The following is a 17695-nucleotide window of genomic DNA, read 5'->3' on the forward strand; positions in this document are numbered from 1 at the left end:
GTAGGTCAGCCGCGTCGGGGCGCGGGGATCGGAAGGGGCGGGGCCGCGACGTACCTGGAGGCGGCTGCTGTCGCCTCGGCCAGGGCTCGGGCGGTCGTCGCGCCGCGCAAGCGGTGGGCCAGGAAGGTGCCGGCGAGGGTGTCCCCGGCGCCGGAAACCTCCCGCGCAGCGTGTGGTGGCGGCACGGCGGATGCGACCTGATGCCCGAACCTCCGGACTACGGCTGCCCGGGGCCCGTCGGTGACGACCACCTCCGGCAGCGTGCCGCAGTCGACCGCCTGGTCCAGGAGCTGGAACTCGGCGGCGTTGACAAACAGAGTGGTCGCCGCAGGTAGCCAGGGCGAAGCAGCGCGGATCATCGCTTCCGCGCTCGGCAGGAAGAAGTCCACGCTGAAGTCCGCCGCAGTCTGGACGAGGAGCCCGAGCACCGCCGCAACGTCCAGCGGGCGGCGGCAGCAGACGTGAAAGGTGGCGCGCGGGTATGTGTCCACATGTCCGAGCGCATGCTCGGTCAGGGCCTCGGCCACGCCGTAGTCCGTGCGAACTGACACGAGTTCGCCCTGCAGGTCGTACGCCAGGTCGAAGGTTGTGGACGTGCCTTCCGCCTGGAGCCGCGCCGACCAGTCGAGCGTGTCCAGCTCCGGAGTCTCGGGGAGGTGGGCGAGATCGCTTCCGAGGACGCAGACGGGAGTCGCCCGGCGGCCGGCCTTCGTCGCTGCCAACGATAGGAACAACGCTGCGCCACCGAGCCGGGCCCCGCCACGGTGGTCGGGATAGCGGGTCAGGTCCAGGCTGATGTTGCCGATCACGTCGAGCCGTTCCACGTACGCCCCCAAGAGATCAGGCAATCCGGGTCGAGTGTGCGCAGCCGACGACCTTCGTGCAGACCGGTCGCCGGCGGCAGAGCTGCGGGGAGGGACCGTTGAGGTACAGGCGTTTGAAATAGATCAAAACGAGGTGCACCCACCACGTCGGTTCCACCCCGTCCGGGATGGTGACCTGGTACTCGTTGTCGGTGACCAGGGAGCGGAACTCGGCCGAGCGGGCGTGAACGACCGCTTCAAGGAGATGCCGCATCCGTTCGTGTGCCACGGCGCCCGAGGGGAGGACGATGCCCAGAACGGGCGCCAACTTGGTGACCATGCCGGAGTCCACCGGGATGATGCCGCAGTGGTACCCGCGGGCGGTAAGCAGTGCGCACTGGGCGACCTTGTAGGACGCACCGTGCACCCGTGTGGCGAATTCGTGGAGCAAGTCGTCGAGATCCGCCGACTCCGCTGCCGGATCGACCCCTTCCTTTTCCCAGCCCTGGAGCAGCTCGGCGAGGGAGCGCACGTAGTCGATACGGGTCTGCGGAAGGCCGATGGGGCGCACCAACGAGGCCAGCTCGGCGTCCGTGCTGGCGACGAGGTCGTCGAAACCGCGTGCTTCCGCCGATGTGATCACTTGGGCGTACGTGTCCACCATTTGGTAGGAGACCCGGGTGGACCAGCCGGCGGCGAGCATCCGTACCCGCGGATCGCTGATCGAGGTGGGCCACCACCGGTTCTCGTCGTGATTGGCCTCCACCTCGGCCTGCACGTCCGGCAGGCCGGCGGCGCGAGCAACGAGCCGGTGGACGCGCCGGATCTCGATCGCCTTGGGTTTCACGCGTTCGATCGTCATGTACCGACTCCAGCAGGAACTCGGGCCGCTAGCAGCGCCATGGAGAGATTGGACGACAGCACCGGCTTCCTGAACCGACGCTCCAGTTCGGGGATCACCGGCAGGGTGTGCCACCCAGTGCACGACAGGACCACCGCCCCAGAGGCGTCGAGGGCGGCTTGCGGCAGTCGCTCCACCAGGGCAAGGACCTGGTCGGGCGGGACATCGGGGTAGCCGTCGGTCAGGCCCAGGCTCGCGTGGGCCAGGACCTCCATGCCGGCCTCGGCGAACGCCGCAGCTTCCGCTTCGGTCACCGGGTCGGGGTAAGGCGTGACGAGGACCACGCGTCCCACGGCCGCCTCGGTCAGAGCCTGCAGGAGGGCGTCGAAGGCGGTGAACACGCCGCCCGGCAGCGGTGGGCCACCCGCGAAATGTGCTGACGTGCATGCCAGCATCACCACATCGAGCGGGACGTGCGACAACGAGTCCAGCGCCTGAACCGATGCCTCGCGAAGCCCGTGCCAGAAGGAGGCGTCGATCGCTGTCGTCCGGGACGCGGGCACGAGCCGGGCGTGGTGAAAGGCTATGTGGTGCAGGCCGAGGCGGGACAACTCGGTCTCCACGGCGACGTTGGCCCAGGGCAGCAGCAGACCCGCACGGATGGTGCGGTCCGCTGCCGCGTCCAGGGCCGCCAACGTCGCGAGCGACCCGTCAGGAAGGCGACGCAACGCGTTCCCCGTAGATCGCGCGTGGCGAGTGACCGGTGACCACGAGGTCACCGGTGGTCCCGAGCGGCACCGCCGCTCCCCGCTCGACTACCTGGATGGAGTACGAGCCCAGCCGCCGCCAGTAGGTGCCCTCTTCGCTGACGAAGTAGCTGTGCAGTCCGGGCACACGCAGGCCGGTCGGGTACACCCGCTCCTTCATCGGCTGGTCCCAGGTGAAGTCGATGTCCGCTTTCCACGACGTGAAGTGTTCGGCCGACGGCAGCGGCTCCTGCCTACCGAGTGCAGCGAGCGGGGTACCGGGGAACGCCCGCGCGAGGCGCACGTTCGTGCGATGGCAGAGCAGGCCGGCGTCGAGGATCCCGGCCAGGCCGCGAAGGTTCGCCACGTGCGTGCCGTGGGTCTCCCCGGGAAGGCCGTAGATGAGGTTCAGGCCCGGAAGGAGCATGGGCAGACCGCCGGGGCCACGAACTGCACCCGCCGTGTTCACGTGCTCGACGGCGCGCACCAGGATTTCCTGCGTGCAGGTGAGGGTATTGCGCTCGATGACGGCCGGGTCGAAGGACTCGATGCCCATCGGCGCGCAGTTGCCCTCGGTGCAGAAGTCCGCCACCAGCTTGGCGATGCGCAGCCCGACGGGGGCGGCGACGGCCAGCGGATCGGCGTTGTCGATGTGGAGCACCTCCAGCTCGGGGCAGTGCTCGCGGATACCACTGAGCAGGGCGCGGATCGCGTTCTCGTCCCGTTGGCGGTAGGAGAAGAAGCAGGTCTGCTGGCCGAGGCGGAAGTTGCGGATGCCGGCAGCGTAGAGCTGGGTCGCCTCCTCGACGACGTCGTCGACCTCGCGGAAGGCGACGACTGGTGACTTCGCCGGTTCGTTGCAGAAGTCGCAGAACCTGCGTCGGGTGCAGCCGCGGTACAGCTCCAGCTCGGCGATCGGACGCCAGGGCATCTGCTCGACGAGGCCGGCGAACGAGTCGCGTTCGCTTCGCATCTGCTCGTAGTCGGCCGGGCGCCGACTGCCGAGCAGCAGGTCGCCGGACGTCACGGTGTGGGTGTGGATGGCGTCGAACAGCCCGGCGTACTCCGCAGGGGCGTCTAGAGCGTAGGTGGACAGCGGGCCGAGCAGGTATCGGCGGCCCCGCGTGCAGGCGAGCGCGCGAGCGATGTCCTCGAACGATCCGTTCACCGCGTGGAGATGGACGGACGGGACCGCGTCTCCGGCGATGACGATCACGATCTCGGCGTCCCGCAGGAGCTGGACGGCGACGTCCCGGTTGACGGTGACGGAGTAGGTGAGCCGGTCGCTCAGGGGCGGTTCGACGCTGGGCTTACCGCCGGCCAGGCACCAGCGGACGTCGTCGATGGTCACGTACCGTACGTCCGCCTCCGGCCGAGTACGCCGCAGTGCCGACCAGGCGTTTCGGACGTAGGGCGACAGGTAGGGCGGTACGCCGAGGCCGCTCGGTTCGACGGTGTAGCAGTCCAAGATCACTACAGGCTGCATTGGTTCTCCCTCCACTGCTGAGGGGCGACGGCGGCGTTCCAACGGCGTCCTTGCCGGGAATGGCCGTGGGCCCCACAGCCCTTCCAGTGTCAGCGTTGGCCGGGCACGGGAGGAGGGGGTGCCGGGGTTGTTCGGTTGTACGGGGGTTGCGTTTCCGTGGCTCTGTGTCCGAAGACTGGGACGCAGGGTGATCCACAAGGCATCATCTACACATGGGCAGTTCAAAGGCGAGCGGCGAGGCCAATGCCGCATTCGCGGCTGTGCTCGGGGAAGCCGGCTGTTCGCACGCCGCCCTGGCGCGCAAGGTCAACGAACTGGGCGCGCTGCAGGGCGAGGTCTCCCGCTACGACAAGGCATCGGTGACTCGATGGCTACAGGGGATGACCCCGCGAGGCCGCGCCCCGGAGTTCATCGCCGCCGCCCTGGCGGGGTTCTTAGGGCGGCCCGTTTCTCCCGTCGACATCGGCTTCGCAGAGCAGGCCCAGAAACCGGTCGTCGCAAGGGCCTTGACGTACCGTGAAGATGTGAGTGAGACACTTCATACGCTCGCGGAGCTTGGTTCGACCGACATCTCGCGGCGCAGCCTCCTGGGCGCGGTTCCCTACGTCGCGACTGCCCTATTGGACCCTCAACGGCATTGGCTGCTCTGGCTCCTGGAGGAAGAACAAGCCCCCCGGCTCGCTGTAGTGGCCGGCAGCGGTCCTGCCGAGCAGGTCCAGGCGATGATCGGGATGTTTGACGAGATGGACAACCGCTTCGGTGGTGGTGGAGTCCGAGCCAGCATCGTGCACTACCTGAGCACCGAACTCGCCCCCATGCTGCAGCAGCGCAACCTGCCCCAGCACCAACGCCGACTTCTTTACACCTCGGCCGCGAAGCTGGCAGCAATGGCTGGTTGGTGTTCGTACGACTCCGCCGACTACGGTCTCGCGGAGCGATACATGATCCAGGCGCTGAGGCTGTGTGCCGAAGGAGGCGATCGCGTGCTCGGCGGGCAAATCCTGGCCGGAATGTCACACCTCGCCACCAGCCTCGGCAACCCCGCCGAAGGAGTTTCGCTGGCGAGAGCGGGCATCGCGACCGCCAAGTCGGCGGGCAGCCCCCTCGGGCTCATGCGCCTGCACGCCATGGCCGCCCGAGGGTACGCCGTCCTGGGCGATTCCCGGCGCGCGACGGCATCCCTCCTGGAGGCCGGCAAGGACCTGGAGACCAGCCGGGGCCCCGCCGAGGAATCGCCGTGGGTTCGCTTCTTGGACCACCACTATCTGGAAGCCGAGGCCGCCCTGGTCCACCGCGATCTCGGCGAAGCAGAACAGGCAGAGCGCCTCGCCCTGGCGTCCGTCGAGGCGAATGGCGACCGTCGCCGGCGGCAGGCCATCAGCCGCTCCGTGCTTGCGACGGCGTTTCTCCAGCAGAACAGGCTGGACGAGGCGGTCGGCACCGCAACCAATGCCGTGGACCTGCTCGCCGGCGTGCACAGCGAACGCTCCGTCCAAGCCCTGCGGGATTTCCGTGCACGTCTCGCTCCCCACCGCGGCGAGGCCGTCGTCCGCGACTTCGAGCGCAAGGCTCGGCCGATACTCGGCGCAGCAGCCTGAGGGCACCGGTCAGTATCCCCCCGGCGTCGGTGCGTTCTGGCCCTTGTCGACGGGCAGATTGATCCCGGTCACCGCTCGCGCTTGGTCCGAGAGCAGGAAGGCGATCACGTCCGCTACTTCCTGCGGCCTCACCAGCTCGCCCCCCGGGAACTCCGCGCGGAATCGGTCGAAGGCCGAAGGGTCCTCCCGCTGCATCCGATCCCACCGCTTCCCCGGAATGAGCATCGATCCGGGCGAGACCGCGTTCACACGGATCCCAGCCGCGGCCAGCTCCCTGGCCAGGGACGAGACCATGTGAATCTGGGCCGCCTTCGCCGAGCCGTACTGGGCCTGCGGCCCCGGCTTCCATCCGGAGACCGAGGCCACCACTACGATCGATCCGCCACCGGCTGCACGCAGGTGCGGGGCACTCGTAGCGACGAGCCGGGCGACATGGCCGACGTTCATCTGCCACGTCGCCGCCCAGTCCTCGGCAGACGCCTCGGTAATGCCGCGCCCCCGCGCGCCGCCCGCACACGCGACAACGCCGTCCACCCCGCCCATCTCTGAGGCGGCCTCCTCCACGAAGTGCTCCAGCAGTTCCGGCACGGCGACGTCCAAGGACCGGACAAGCAGCGCAGCCGGCGACTCGAGCGAACGCTGGAGCACCTGGAGCGGCTCGGGCTTGCGGGCGCACGTCGCCACCCGCGCTCCTTCCGACAGGAGCAAGCGCACGACATGTTCTCCCAGTCCCCTGGAGCCTCCCGTCACCACAATGCGACGGCCCGCGAACCGCCCTGTCAACGCCGTCTGTCTGCGGTCATGCCCTGTATCCGTCATCTGCGCAACCTCCAGCAACCTGCCAACCCGCGTGCCCGGAGACAACCTCCGTGCACCCTTCTTACCGGGCTCCAGGGGCGGTTCCCTTATGGACGTGCCCGGCCCGGGCCGACCTGCATGGCGATCAGCCAGCACCGGCTCCGCGGACCCGAGCGCGCCACGAACCCGGGATGCCAGTCCACCACCGCTCAACCGTCGAACCCGGGTCAGGCGGTCCCCACCACGAAACGAGCGAGAGCCAGCGGCACCCCGCGCTCCTCACGCCAGTCGGGAGGCACACCGTGTCCCAGGCACCACACCCGCGAAACAGGCTCATGCTGGCCGCCACGCCCAACGCCGTGGGCCTGGCACGGCTGCACACCGCCGACGTTCTCTCCCGCTGGGGCGTGCCCTCCGACGTCGTAGAGACGGTCCAACTCATCGTTTCGGAGTTGACCACCAACGCTGTGCAGCACCCCGCCGAGGGCGGAGAGCAGGACTCACTGTTCTCCCCGCGGAACACGCCGGAGACCTTCGAGCTGCTGCTGGAGATGGCTTACGATGCCGTCAGGGTGTCCGTGTGGGACCGAGACCAGAGACCACCCGTCCTGAAGCAGGTCGGAGTCGAGGCGACCGACGGCCGGGGGATCTTCCTCGTCGCGGTGATGAGTAGGACCTGGGGCCACTACCCGGCTCGGGCCGTGGCCGGGAAGGTCGTGTGGGCCGAAGTCGGATTGGTCCCCGCGAGCCGTCTCAGTGAAGACGAGAAGTTCGAGCGCTCTCCGGGCCGGCCTCCGTCGACTTGGCGCTCGGTGCCCCCGGCGGAACGATTGAACCCGAACCTTCCCACGGCTCCGGAACCTGGCATGGACTCTCGTGTCCGCACCACAGGCCATCGGCGACAGCCTGCGCCTATTGCCCAAGGAAGGAGCTTGGCTGTCCTGACCGGCGCCGCCGTGTCGGCCGTGGGCGCCAGCGACGCGCTCAACGCCCTCGCCCATCTCGCGGTGACCGAGGTAGAGGCCTCAGCTTGGGCGCTGCCAGCCTTATCTGTACCGGATCTGTGGGAGCCCGGAGTGGACAACCTGGATGCCGGCTGTTGGATTTCGGACGACACCGCGTCGGCCGACATGCCTCTCGCTACCTGGAAGGGCAAGTGAGCGCCAGCAGCGGCCGGGTCCGCAACCGGCCGGTCGGTGCCGTACCCCACCGGGACATGTCACCGACGAACGGGCTGTTCAGCGGAGCCTTCTACCTCACCGTCGGGGAGGAGAACGCGCCGCTGCTGTTCCGCCTTGAAAATCACGAGGGCTGGGCGATCTGCTCCGCTCTGATGTCCGAGGGCGAAGGCACGCCGTACCGGGCCGCGCTGCGGGCGCTGGAGGAGTGGACAGGCCTGACCGGTCCGAAGCTCCCTTCGCTCCTCGCGGTGGACTTCGAGAGCACCCTGGTGGGAGCTCGGACGGCGCCGTGCGCGCGGTTCGTGTACGACGGCGGGAACATCTCCGCAGACAAGCACCGCGCGCTCGTACCGGGCGGTCCGGTGGAGAAGATCGCGTGTCCCCGTCCCGACCGGCTGACGACCATCCCTGGTCTGGATGTGGAGTCGGCCGAATATCTCAAGGTGCTGGCACGAGCCCGGGTCACGGGGCACACCGCCTACCTCCATAACGGGTGGAAGGTCACCCACTGGGGTGGTGGGGAAAACGTGAAGGACTGGCAGGCCGACAACGTGCGCACCAACAAGCACGTGCTGGAGAACTCGGACCACGGCAAGGGTGGAACCCTCGGGCCGGCCGAACAGACGTAGCCCTCAAGCATGCAGTCGGCCTGCCTCTTCCAAGTCGCTCCAAGGGGCGAGCCGACTTCGCACCACGCCACTGCTTCCGTACGCCGCGGCGCTGGCCGTGAGACCTACCCCTTCGCAGACAGAGAGGGCCGCCCCATGCCCAAGACCACCAAACCCGTCGCTAGCTGCGCCGCGTCCCCAGTCCCCCTGACTGGTGAGGAGTGCATGACCGACACGTTCTCGAAGAGGGCGCACGGTGACGGCACCGTTGCGAACGAGAGGACCGCTGTAGGGACGGCCGCACGCGTGGCTGCGATGCACGGACTGAGCGCGGACCAGGACCCGATGCACCCGGTCGCACCCGTGCTGGCGCTCGGGATCTTCGAGCGCGTTGGCTCGAACTGGCTGTCGGACTCGCTGCGTACGGTGATGCCGCAGCACAACGAGCCCTTACGGCAGCAGCTGGGCAGGGACCATCCTCTGTCGGCACTGAACCCTTCGCCGGCAGGTCTGGACGCCGAGCTGGGAGGCTTGGGGCGGCATCATCTGGCCTGCGCGCTGAGTGACCTTTACGGTCGGCCCAGGCACTTGGTCAAGGAGACCAACCTCTTCTTCGCCACCAGCACCGTACTGGGTCTGCTGCCCCACTCTCCGGCAGTGATCCTCACCCGTGCTCCCGTGGGGATCGCTTCCAGCTTCGCCCGCGGTGGACTGTGGACCCGCTGGAAGTACGTTGAGCGATACCAGCAGCTGGCCCGCGCGGCACGTACGCCGCAGTGGCAGGACTTCGCTCCCCTCCTGCCGCAGGACGACCCCGAGGCGCCCGTCGCGCTGGCGCGCCTGATCGCGGTGAACGCGCTCCTGCTGGCCCACGCGCTTACCCCCGGCCCAGCGGGGTGCCGGCGAAACTGCACGGTCGTCTCGTACGAGGAGCACGTCCGCGACAGCTCGGCGACGCTGGCCGCCCTCGCTCGCCACCTCGGGATCGAGCTGCCGCCCAACCCTCCGGCCCGAGCGCCGGGTCTACCTGCTACGGCTGCCGAATCGACGTTCGCGACGACCAGGCACAAGGACACCTTGACCGCCGAGCTGGAGCCACGCGACGCGGAGTTGGTAAGTCACCACGTCGCAACCACGGTTGGCATCGCCGAGAAGGTACTCGACCCGCAGACCACGGCAACCGCTTCCGGCTGGCTGACTGGCGATGACCTCTACGAGCTGCGCGAGCCCGCCCGTCGCAAACGAGCTGCGGCACGGACGCCGCAGGACGGTCAGCGCTTGCCGGCCCCGGGATACCGGCCCGTCACCCGGCTTTCCTGGCGGAACCTGCTGGTCACCAACCTCGAGATGGCTGAGCTCCTCAACGACCTGCACGAGGCTGGGGTGCCGAACACGAGGGGTGGTACGAACCTTCTGGTGTGCCCGATGCCGCACGAGCGCGGCGGGCGGCTTCACTTCGACTCCGGCAAGCAGCGCTGGTCGGTCAGCCGCGGCTACGAGTCCCACCCCGCCTACTGGGTCACATGGGTGGGCGCCGTTGCCAGGGCCGCTTGGTCCGGGGCTCGCCTGCCTACCCGAGCCGAAGCCCTGGAGGCGACGTTCAGTGCCCCGCCCCCGGCTAACTGCGCCTACGCGGTCGGCGACACCTCCCCGGTCGCCGAGCCTGGCCGCGGCTCCGGCCAGGTCCACCATCTGGTCGGCAACCTCCAGATCTGGTGTGACGACGGACCGGACAGCACCGATGAGGAGCCGATACGGAAGTACCTGTTCGGTGCGGCGTGGAACACCCCGGGTACCAAACAGGAGATCGCGGCCGTGCGCTCGCGATACCTCCTGGGCTCCTCCCGAGGGGTCGGCGTCCGCCTCGTCCGCGAACCCGACACCCCCGCATGCACCGCGCTCGGCGTCTGGGAGATCGCGCACCGGCTCAACCGCTGGGTCGCAGAGCTCGACGGCCCCGCCCGCCCCCTGGGGGAGCTGGACCGTCGCCTGGTCACCGCGCTGACGAGTGGCTCATAGCCCGATGGCTGCCTTCGGTCCCATGTACATCCCGGCGCCGGGAAAGCCGTCCTGGCACAGGGCCATGAACTTCTCGCTGAACCCCAGGCCCGGCAGCTCGGCAAGTTTCACGAAGTCGACCTGCCGAATCGGACGCGTGTCCGCGCCCTCCATGACGGCCCCGACCCTCCCGCCGACGCGGCGTACCTCGAAGGTGATGTGAACGACATGAGCGGCTGTGTGGTCGCAGACGTACAGCAGACGGCCGACCTCGACCTCAACGCCGGTCTCCTCCAGCATCTCCCGCTTCAGGGCCTCTTCCAGGGTTTCGCCGGGCTCGACCTTGCCCCCTGGCAGGCTCCACGAGCGATCGCCGTCGGTGTCCTGGTCGAGCAACAGGATCTGGCCGTCCTCAATGACGATGCCCGTCACGCGTGTATGCATCCGCCGACGCTACCGCCTTCCAACATCTCCCGGGGAGAACACTGGTGAAAGCGCAACCGGCCACGGCAGTGGTAATCGCCGCTGGAGGACTGGGCACTCGGGTCGCCGGCTGGTCGCCGTTCCTGCCCAAGGAATTTCGCCCGGTCGGGGGACGCCCCGGCTTGCTGCACGTCCTGGAAGAGTCCGCCGCCACCGGTGCGGTGCGCGCCGTGGTGGTGCACCACCCGTACTACGCACCGCTCATCAACTGGACCAGCCAGGTTGTCGCCCCCGGCGCCCTGGCCCGATACCAGGAACTCGCCCAGCAGCCGATCGGGCACTCGCCCACCGAGGGCCTGCAGGTCGACTTCGTCTCCCAGCACGGCCGCTACGCGGACATCACCTCCGCGCTCAACGGCGCCGACCACTTGGGAACCGAGAGCGTATGCCTCGCCTTCGCCGACAACGTCGACCCCAGCCACACCGCCCTGTCCCGGCTCGCCAGCACCGCCTCGCCAGACACACCGGCGGTTCTCGCCGGCCCGTTCAGCATCGAGGCCGCCGCCAGTCACGGCGTGATCATCTGCACCGGCACGGGTCCGATTCGCACCATGGCAGCCCTGGTCGAGAAGCCCGATCCTCTGCATGCCGCCCAGCTGGTCGCCGACCACGGCACGGACAACCTCCGCTTGCTGCAAGGCCGCGCTCGCTTGACACCACGCCTTCTGCAGCACCTGTACAAAGCCGCGCGCATCACCGGTGCTGAGCCGAAGCTGTCCCTCGCCGTGGCTGAATACGCACGCCACCACCGGGTCGAGGTCGTCACCAACAACATTCCCATGGTCGACCTCGGGGCGCCGGACCCGGCGGAAGCCCGGACCGCCGAGTTCGCCACGGCGGCCGACAGCCGCAGCGACTGAGCCCCGTGCCACCCTCCCCTGCGTGAACGACGCTCTCCAACGTCAGGCGATCGCCCTTCACCCCCTGTACCCCCGACGTCCGTCGAAAGCAGCCGGACCGAGTTTCCACCGTCCTGCCGCCGGCGCCGACTGAAGGCCCAATCCAGAGGAACGTCCATGTGTGAGCACCAGACCCCATGCCCGTCGGCGGAAGCCAGCGACCGAGAAGCCGCACGCCCTCTGGTGTGCCATCCGGAACAGGGCTGGTCCCTGCTGTGCAACGGGGTCGTGCTCTTCGACGACACCGGTGAGCTGCTTCCGAACGGACAGCCCATCGGCCCGCACCGCCCGTTCGCCGACAGCGCGACAAACGGGAGCGGGGCTCACGTATGACCGTCCGCTTGCTGCCCGGCGCCCGCTGGCTGGCGCAGCAGGCCGGTTACGCGCGGCCGACCGCTACCCATCATCCGTGGTCGCGTGGTCCTCTCGCAAGCATCCCGATCGGGCTCGAGTTCGCGGTGGTACGCGTGCCGGAGGCCGCCGCCTCCCGGGTGGCCGATCACTTGGCGCAGCAGGGGGCGCCGACGGGACCCGTATTGAACTTGGGCCACGTCCGCGCGTTCCTCGTGCATCCAACCCTTCGTGACGGTCGCCTGATTCCTGGCGGCGTGCTCCTGGTCGGTGCTCTGGGGGAGGAGCTGCGCTGCCCGATGCCCGGGCGGCCGGCGAAGCTGCCCCGCTTCTGGTCGGTGCCCCCCGATGGGTCCGGCGATCTGCTGGACCCGTACCGACTCGCCGAGGCCCTGCGCGTCACGTGGACTCCCCTGCCGGGACCACTGGCCCAAGCCCATGCGGACGCTCAGGACGAAGGGCTCCCGGCGGATGCCGGCGCGGTCTCGTAACCACCCGCACGCCGTCGGCCGCCTGACGACCGGATTCCGCTTCCCTCCCCCTTCCCCCCTTCCCTTCCGTGAGGAATGACATGGCTCTCCTGCAGGACGCGTCGCTGATCCTGGCGCCGACCGGCCTGGCTGCCGCAGGTGCCGCATCAGCTATGGCCTGGTACTTCCGGCGGGCTACCCTCCGAGCCAACCAAGCCCTCCAGGAGGGACTGGCCCGGGTCAAGATCCGCGACGAGGAAGTCCTTCACCTGGCCACGGTGCGCCTGCCCGCCCTCGCGGCCTCCCCCGCCCCGGCCGACCCGGCGCACGCCGGCCCGCTGCTGCACCCGCAGCTGGGCGCCACCCCGTTCGGCATGGCCCTGCAGGGATTTATGAAGCAGACAGTCACTCTCGTCGGCGATGTTCAGCACCGCGCCGAGACAGCGGCGCACGACCAGGTCCAAGCCCTCCTGCAGCCGCTCGCGGCGATGGTGAACCGGCAGCAGAGCGCAATGGTCCAGGTGCTCGGTACGGCCGCGGACGAAGAGGTGCTCGCTCACGCCTTCGCCGTCGACCACACGGCCACCCTGCTCACCCAGCGGATGGACATCATCCGCGTCCTGCTCGGCGAGGATGTCGCCAGTCGGCACCCCGACCTCCCGCTGATGACCGTGCTGGCCGGAGCGCGGTCCCGCGTACAGGACTACACCCGCGTACAGACCGCCGCCGGCAGGGAGGACTTCGTCCGGGGGCGAGTGGCCGGACCGGTCGCCGTCGCCCTGGGTGAGCTCATGGAGAACGCTGCCCGGCACTCCACCCCGAAGTCCCCGGTCGCGGTATGGGTCATGGGAGTGGAGAACGGCCTCTGCGTCGTGATCGACAGCAGCGGCCCCCTGCTGCGCCAGGACGAATACCAGCGGGCGGCTGCTCTGCTTCCCGGGCAGTCCCACCCTCGCCTCACCGGGCTGGGCGAACGATTGGGCTTTGCCGCGGTCGGCGTACTGGCCCGCCGGCACGGATTCCAGGCGTGGCTGGATCCGAGCTGGGGCGGCGGCGTCCGCGCGGTGCTCCACCTCCCCGCGCACCTTCTCGTCCGCCCGCCCGTCGCCGACGAGCTGCAGCAGCACGGATCCCCCGCCGACGGGGCGGGGACCAGTGCGGTTCGGGCGGATGCCGGGAAGCGGCTGGCGGCTTTCAGTCGCGCTGTCCGCGCCGCCGGCCAGGCTCCGCCGCAGCCGGGCAACCCACCGGCACGGCCCAGGGCCCAGGGTGCCGGATGGGCTCCTGCTAGTCAGGAGGCTGCCCGATGAGGACGGCCCGTAGCCAGGGGATGACACCGGACGGCCACCTGCCGGCACTCGCCGCCTCTCGCTACCGCCAGCAGGAATCGGTGGTGCTGGCCGTACGCCGGCGGGGCCATCCCCCGCGGGTGGTCAGCTACATCTGCTCCCCGTCCGAGCGGGGTGAGGGGCACGCCGCGCTGTCCCGGTGGGCGGCGGGGCGGGGCTGGCTCGTGGACTGCCACACCTACACCGATCGGTGCGAGCCCGGCCCCGTCGGGAAACGTACTCAGCTGCGGACCGCACTGGACCGGGTGTTGACCGGCCGTGCGAACGGACTGCTCGTGCCGGCGTTCGAGCACATCAGCCCGGATCTGACGGAGTACGGGGATCAGCTCCACCAGGTCCGGTCCTACGGCAGGTTCATCGCTCTGGTCCTGCCCGAAATCCCGAGAGGCGCACCCCGGGGCACGCACGACCGGAGGACTCCGCGAGGGGCGTCCGGTGCGCAACCCAGGCCCGCAGGTGCCCGATGAACACCGCGGGCACGAGCAAGGCCGCAGGCCGCCGCCCGGCCGGGCCGGTGCGGCTAGCGGGGGTGAAGGGTCGGGTCGGCGGAAGTGTCGTGGAGGTGTTCGAGCGCCTCGCGCGGCGTAAGGTCGCCGCGGTCCTTGTCCGCGTCCCAGCGCCGCATGGTCTCGGCGGCAGCGTGGGCGAGCTGAGGTGGCAGGTGGGCCGCCTGCAGGGTTTCGGCGACCTCGTGCATTTCCGGGGCCCAGCGCCACGCGCGGGCGGCCACGCTGGGAATGTACTCACGGTCGGCGAGGATGGCTCCGGGCATGGTGCGGGCCTCCTCGGCGAGCAGGTCCCCGACTCCGTGGTCGTCCGCCAGGGCGTGGGCCACGGCCGCGAGGGTGCGGGCCGCCTTCTGGTAGCCGCCGAACGCCATCTTCAGGGCCGAGGCGCCCCCGGCCCGGGGCCCCGCGTCACGGACCTTCACCGCGGTGTCCTCGAAGACGCCGCGCACAAGCGCTTGGTGTTCTTCGGCGCCGGCCAGGTAGAGCCGGGCCTCCTTTCCGTCGGCAGGGGGTGGGCCGATGATCGCGCCGTCCAGGACGAGGGTCGGGCCGAGGAGCGAACTGATGGCGTCCAGGCGGGCGGGGCTGATGGCGTTGCCCTCGACGTAGAGGCCGGTGTATCCGAGCTCGGCGACGGAGCGGGCTACCTCTTCGGCGGCGTGCGGCGGGCAGACCGACAGGACGATCTCGCTCTCACGCAACGCGCCAGCGAGGTCGGGCCGTTCAGTCAGGCCGGCTTTGTCGGCGCGGTCGCGGGTCGCGGCGCTTCGGCCGTCGGACACCCACAGGACCGTGTGGCCGTTGGTGACGGCCCAGGAGGCGAGCGGGGCGCCCATCGCTCCGGGGTGCAGCAGCGTGATGGTTGTCAACGGGTTCCTCCGGGCGGCAGGGACAGGGGGTCGTGCTGATGGTGGTCGGCGAGGGCTTCGCGCAGGCCGATGGCCGTGGGGCTCGTGGCCGCCGGGTGTGCGCTGAGCGTGCGCTGAAGGTGGCCCAGGCGCTTGCGGACGCTCTCCGTGCCGCGCCGGGCGTGGACTTGGAGGACGTCGTGGACCTGGTGGGCGGCTCCCTCCAGGTCGCCGCGGCCGAGGCGGGCCAGGGAGAGGTCGAGGCGGGCGAGGGACATCTCCCCGAGGCGGCGCTGCTCGACGGGCGCGCTCTCGAACAGTTCGACGGCTTCGTCGGCTGCTGCTTCGGCGTCGCTGAGGTGCTCGTTGCCTCCGAGCCACAGGTGGGTGCTGCTGGCGTAGAGGAGCTGCTTCTCCCGGGGGAAGGACATCATGCCGCCGGGGAGATCCTCCGTGTCGCCGAGCCGCTCGCGCATGGCGTCGGCCTCCAGCAGGGCGGTCAGTGCGGCGGTGGGCTGGTTGAGCTGGCCGAGCGCGCGGGCCCTGATGCTGGCGAGACGGATGTGGGCCGTCCCTTCCTCCGGGACCAGCCCCCGGCCGGCTTCCGCCAGGCGGACCGCGTCTGCGGGACGACCGTCCCAGTAAGCGATCAGGGCCTGCAGGCCGCGGACCCAGACGCGGAGCCCGTTGTGCCCGGCGAGTTCGCCGCACATGTGGGCGGTGCGGGCCTGGGTCTCGGCGGCCGAGTACCTGCCGAGGTCGAAGGAAGCGTTGGCCAGGACCCCGCAGAAGACACCGGCCGCCATGTACAGGTCGCGGGTCTGGCTGGGGGTCTGGCGGCCCTCCAGCTTCTCGAAGACCCGGTCGCGCAGGGTCCGCACCTCTTCGAACAGGGGGCCCACAGGCCGGTTGGGGTAGGTGGTGACGATCCGGCGGAGGTCGGCCTCCAGCTGTTCCATGGTGTGAGGTCCGACGTTGCTGGCCTCGACGCGGGCCGCGAAGCCGGCGGATTCCTCGGCTGCTGCCATCACGGCGTCCTCCATCGCGGCCGGGTGTTCCGTACCGCATTGTGCAGCACGGATCGCTGCGGGGGCGTTCTCGGCCGAGCTGGCCGGCGCGAAGAGCATCTCCACCGTGAAGGGGCGGAAGAGGTGGGCCAGCACTCGCCGGGCCTCGCGGCGGGGAAGGGTCCGCACGTCGTTGTGGGCCCACCGCAGGAACTGGCGCTTCTCGATGGTGACCGTGGCCAGGGCGGCCGGTCCCTCCAGCGCGGAGAGGTCTCTCGCCGCCTGTTCGAAGCGCGGCAGGAACCGGTCGTAGTCCTGCCAATCGCGGTCGACGATCAGCTGTTGGAACAGCGTTCGCTCGGAATCTTCCATTCCCGCTCACCTTTCCGGGCTGGCCCGGCACCTGCCGGACGTCATCACGCTAGAACAGCAACTCCGCTTTCAGACAGTCCCTTTGGCCTCAACCCCAGCGCTCCGGCCCACATGGCACCGCCGTGTCCGAACACGACGCGACATGACATCGCTAGGGCACTCGTTACGTCGCACCGCGGACGCCAGACTTCGGGCCCAGCACTTCTCCCGTCCCGTATCTCACCTGCACGACGTGGCATGCCGACCGGGACACCGCCCCGGCTTTTCCAAGCCCCCGCCTCCAATCTGCCCGTGGGAGTCAACGTCATGGCCGCATCCCCGCACCACCCGGCACCCGGTCGGCGCGACCCGCGCGGGCTGTGCCCCCTGCCGTACGCGAGCGCCTCGTCCTTAGAAGGTGTGGCGTGACGACGATCCTCTCCTCGCTCCGGCTGGTGGCCTCGGACCAAGAGGACGACGAGGTGTGGCGCCGGACCCTGCATGATCGGGTCAGGGCCTACCTGGAGCCGATTCCGGTCAGGCTGGGGCAGGCGGACACGTTCGATCTGGTGGTCACGCCCTGGGTGCCCGAGGCGGAGCTGTTGCGTCAGGCGGTGCACGCGATGCAGCAGCCGCACGGGTGCGGCCCCGTCCTCGCCGACCCCGACCACGCCCAGCTGTACTGGGCCGTCCCGCCGGGCACCGCCGCAACCTGGGCGTACCCGTTCACCGCCTGCCACGGAAGGGGCACAGTGCACCTGCCGGCACCCGCATGCCAGCAGGGTCCGGGCCTTCACTGGCTCTCGCCGTGGAAGCGCACCCACTTGGTGGCGCCCCGGGTGCTGATGGCGGCCCTCGCCGACCTGCCTCGCGCCGTCGCCGTGCACGCCGCCGAGTCCGCCCGGGCTGCTGCCCAGCCCGCGCCCGGCCCGCGCGGCGACATCGCCGCCTTCTTCCGCCCCGCACCCGGCGGTGCGGCCGACGGTCTGGCCGATCCCCAGGGGGACACGGGGAGTGCGCCGGACCGATCCCCGCTCCGCCCGCACGCCTCCCCGCGACGGGATCACGGAGCAGCGGCGGGACCCTCCGCACCGATCCCCACTCGTCCCCCGGGTGCGGAGGCTCCCGCCGCCAACCACACGGTGGAACCCACGCCGCGCGCTACCCAGGCGGAGGCCGTTGCCCCGCAGGTGGCCCGCTCCTGAAAGCTGCCGCCTCGGCGCCGCTGCAGCAAGCGTGGCGCCGAGGCGGTCACCACACTTCCCGGCCCAACAGGCCCCACAGCGGGGCCGACACGTCCGGTCCCACACGGCGCGAGCCGGTGCGGGCCCACCTCGGAGAGGACTACGACATGACCGTTCAAACGGAC

The 17695-nt window shown here is 70.0% G+C and carries 17 protein-coding genes; 9 read left to right on the plus strand and 8 right to left on the minus strand.

Annotated features, from left to right (window positions below):
- Window positions 1–5: 5 nt before the first annotated feature.
- The 4 genes from AB0D94_RS07965 to AB0D94_RS07980 are packed head-to-tail and all read right to left on the minus strand — an operon-like array spanning window position 6 to window position 3876.
- Window positions 6–848 carry a PfkB family carbohydrate kinase gene (locus AB0D94_RS07965; protein WP_362047241.1) on the minus strand — a complete coding sequence of 281 codons (843 nt, stop codon included), beginning with the start codon at window positions 846–848 and terminating at the stop codon, window positions 6–8.
- Window positions 841–1665, minus strand: a complete 825-nt coding sequence (locus tag AB0D94_RS07970) for a hypothetical protein (protein WP_362047244.1) — start codon at window positions 1663–1665, stop codon at window positions 841–843. The genes AB0D94_RS07965 and AB0D94_RS07970 overlap by 8 nt, the downstream gene beginning before the upstream one ends.
- Window positions 1662–2339: a hypothetical protein gene (locus AB0D94_RS07975; RefSeq protein WP_362047247.1), complete on the minus strand. Its 678-nt coding sequence runs from the start codon at window positions 2337–2339 to the stop codon at window positions 1662–1664. The genes AB0D94_RS07970 and AB0D94_RS07975 overlap by 4 nt, the downstream gene beginning before the upstream one ends.
- A gap of 16 nt (window positions 2340–2355) precedes the next feature.
- Window positions 2356–3876 carry a radical SAM protein gene (locus tag AB0D94_RS07980; RefSeq protein ID WP_362047250.1) on the minus strand — a complete coding sequence of 507 codons (1521 nt, stop codon included), beginning with the start codon at window positions 3874–3876 and terminating at the stop codon, window positions 2356–2358.
- Window positions 3877–4088: 212 nt separating this feature from the next.
- On the opposite strand from AB0D94_RS07980, the gene AB0D94_RS07985 reads away from it, so the two are divergent.
- The gene (locus tag AB0D94_RS07985; RefSeq protein ID WP_362047253.1) at window positions 4089–5474 is read left to right on the plus strand and encodes a hypothetical protein; all 1386 of its coding nucleotides are present in this window, start codon (window positions 4089–4091) and stop codon (window positions 5472–5474) included.
- A gap of 9 nt (window positions 5475–5483) precedes the next feature.
- Here the strand turns inward: AB0D94_RS07985 and AB0D94_RS07990 are convergent, their stop codons facing one another.
- Window positions 5484–6293: an SDR family oxidoreductase gene (locus AB0D94_RS07990; RefSeq protein ID WP_362047256.1), complete on the minus strand. Its 810-nt coding sequence runs from the start codon at window positions 6291–6293 to the stop codon at window positions 5484–5486.
- Between the two features lie 314 nt (window positions 6294–6607).
- On the opposite strand from AB0D94_RS07990, the gene AB0D94_RS07995 reads away from it, so the two are divergent.
- The 3 genes from AB0D94_RS07995 (at window position 6608) to AB0D94_RS08005 (ending at window position 10080) form a co-directional block, all read left to right on the plus strand.
- On the plus strand, window positions 6608–7432 hold the full coding sequence (locus AB0D94_RS07995) for an ATP-binding protein (protein ID WP_362047259.1): 825 nt from the start codon (window positions 6608–6610) through the stop codon (window positions 7430–7432).
- Entirely contained in the window at window positions 7429–8082 is a 654-nt protein-coding gene (locus AB0D94_RS08000; RefSeq protein ID WP_362047262.1) for a hypothetical protein, read from the plus strand. The genes AB0D94_RS07995 and AB0D94_RS08000 overlap by 4 nt, the downstream gene beginning before the upstream one ends.
- A 204-nt stretch (window positions 8083–8286) precedes the next feature.
- Entirely contained in the window at window positions 8287–10080 is a 1794-nt protein-coding gene (locus AB0D94_RS08005) for a hypothetical protein (protein ID WP_362047265.1), read from the plus strand.
- On the opposite strand, the gene AB0D94_RS08010 is transcribed toward AB0D94_RS08005, so the two are convergent.
- Window positions 10075–10491: an NUDIX hydrolase gene (locus AB0D94_RS08010; RefSeq protein ID WP_362047268.1), complete on the minus strand. Its 417-nt coding sequence runs from the start codon at window positions 10489–10491 to the stop codon at window positions 10075–10077. The two genes, AB0D94_RS08005 and AB0D94_RS08010, sit on opposite strands and share 6 nt — an antisense overlap.
- 56 nt (window positions 10492–10547) lie before the next feature.
- Between AB0D94_RS08010 and AB0D94_RS08015 the strand changes: the two genes are divergently transcribed.
- The 4 genes from AB0D94_RS08015 to AB0D94_RS08030 all read left to right on the plus strand — a co-directional run bounded on the left by AB0D94_RS08015 (window position 10548) and on the right by AB0D94_RS08030 (window position 13572).
- Window positions 10548–11402, plus strand: coding sequence for a hypothetical protein (locus AB0D94_RS08015; protein WP_362047271.1), 855 nt, complete (start codon window positions 10548–10550; stop codon window positions 11400–11402).
- Between the two features lie 156 nt (window positions 11403–11558).
- Window positions 11559–11774 (plus strand): DUF5999 family protein, encoded by a 216-nt coding sequence (locus AB0D94_RS08020; RefSeq protein ID WP_362047274.1) that lies wholly within the window; start codon window positions 11559–11561, stop codon window positions 11772–11774.
- Window positions 11771–12283: a hypothetical protein gene (locus tag AB0D94_RS08025; RefSeq protein WP_362047277.1), complete on the plus strand. Its 513-nt coding sequence runs from the start codon at window positions 11771–11773 to the stop codon at window positions 12281–12283. Before AB0D94_RS08020 ends, AB0D94_RS08025 begins: the two co-directional genes overlap by 4 nt.
- Before the next feature lie 80 nt (window positions 12284–12363).
- On the plus strand, window positions 12364–13572 hold the full coding sequence (locus tag AB0D94_RS08030) for an ATP-binding protein (protein ID WP_362047280.1): 1209 nt from the start codon (window positions 12364–12366) through the stop codon (window positions 13570–13572).
- 559 nt (window positions 13573–14131) lie between these two features.
- On the opposite strand, the gene AB0D94_RS08035 is transcribed toward AB0D94_RS08030, so the two are convergent.
- Together AB0D94_RS08035 and AB0D94_RS08040 are read right to left on the minus strand one after the other, a co-directional pair.
- Window positions 14132–14989 (minus strand): DUF1932 domain-containing protein, encoded by an 858-nt coding sequence (locus AB0D94_RS08035; RefSeq protein ID WP_362047283.1) that lies wholly within the window; start codon window positions 14987–14989, stop codon window positions 14132–14134.
- Window positions 14986–16347, minus strand: a complete 1362-nt coding sequence (locus AB0D94_RS08040) for a hypothetical protein (protein WP_362047286.1) — start codon at window positions 16345–16347, stop codon at window positions 14986–14988. The genes AB0D94_RS08035 and AB0D94_RS08040 overlap by 4 nt, the downstream gene beginning before the upstream one ends.
- 404 nt (window positions 16348–16751) lie before the next feature.
- Here AB0D94_RS08040 and AB0D94_RS08045 point away from each other — a divergent pair, with 404 nt between their 5' ends.
- Window positions 16752–17531, plus strand: coding sequence for a hypothetical protein (locus tag AB0D94_RS08045; RefSeq protein ID WP_362047289.1), 780 nt, complete (start codon window positions 16752–16754; stop codon window positions 17529–17531).
- Window positions 17532–17695 lie beyond the last annotated feature (164 nt).

Origin of the sequence: Streptomyces sp. NPDC048255, assembly GCF_040652415.1 — a bacterium.
Lineage (GTDB): Bacteria > Actinomycetota > Actinomycetes > Streptomycetales > Streptomycetaceae > Streptomyces.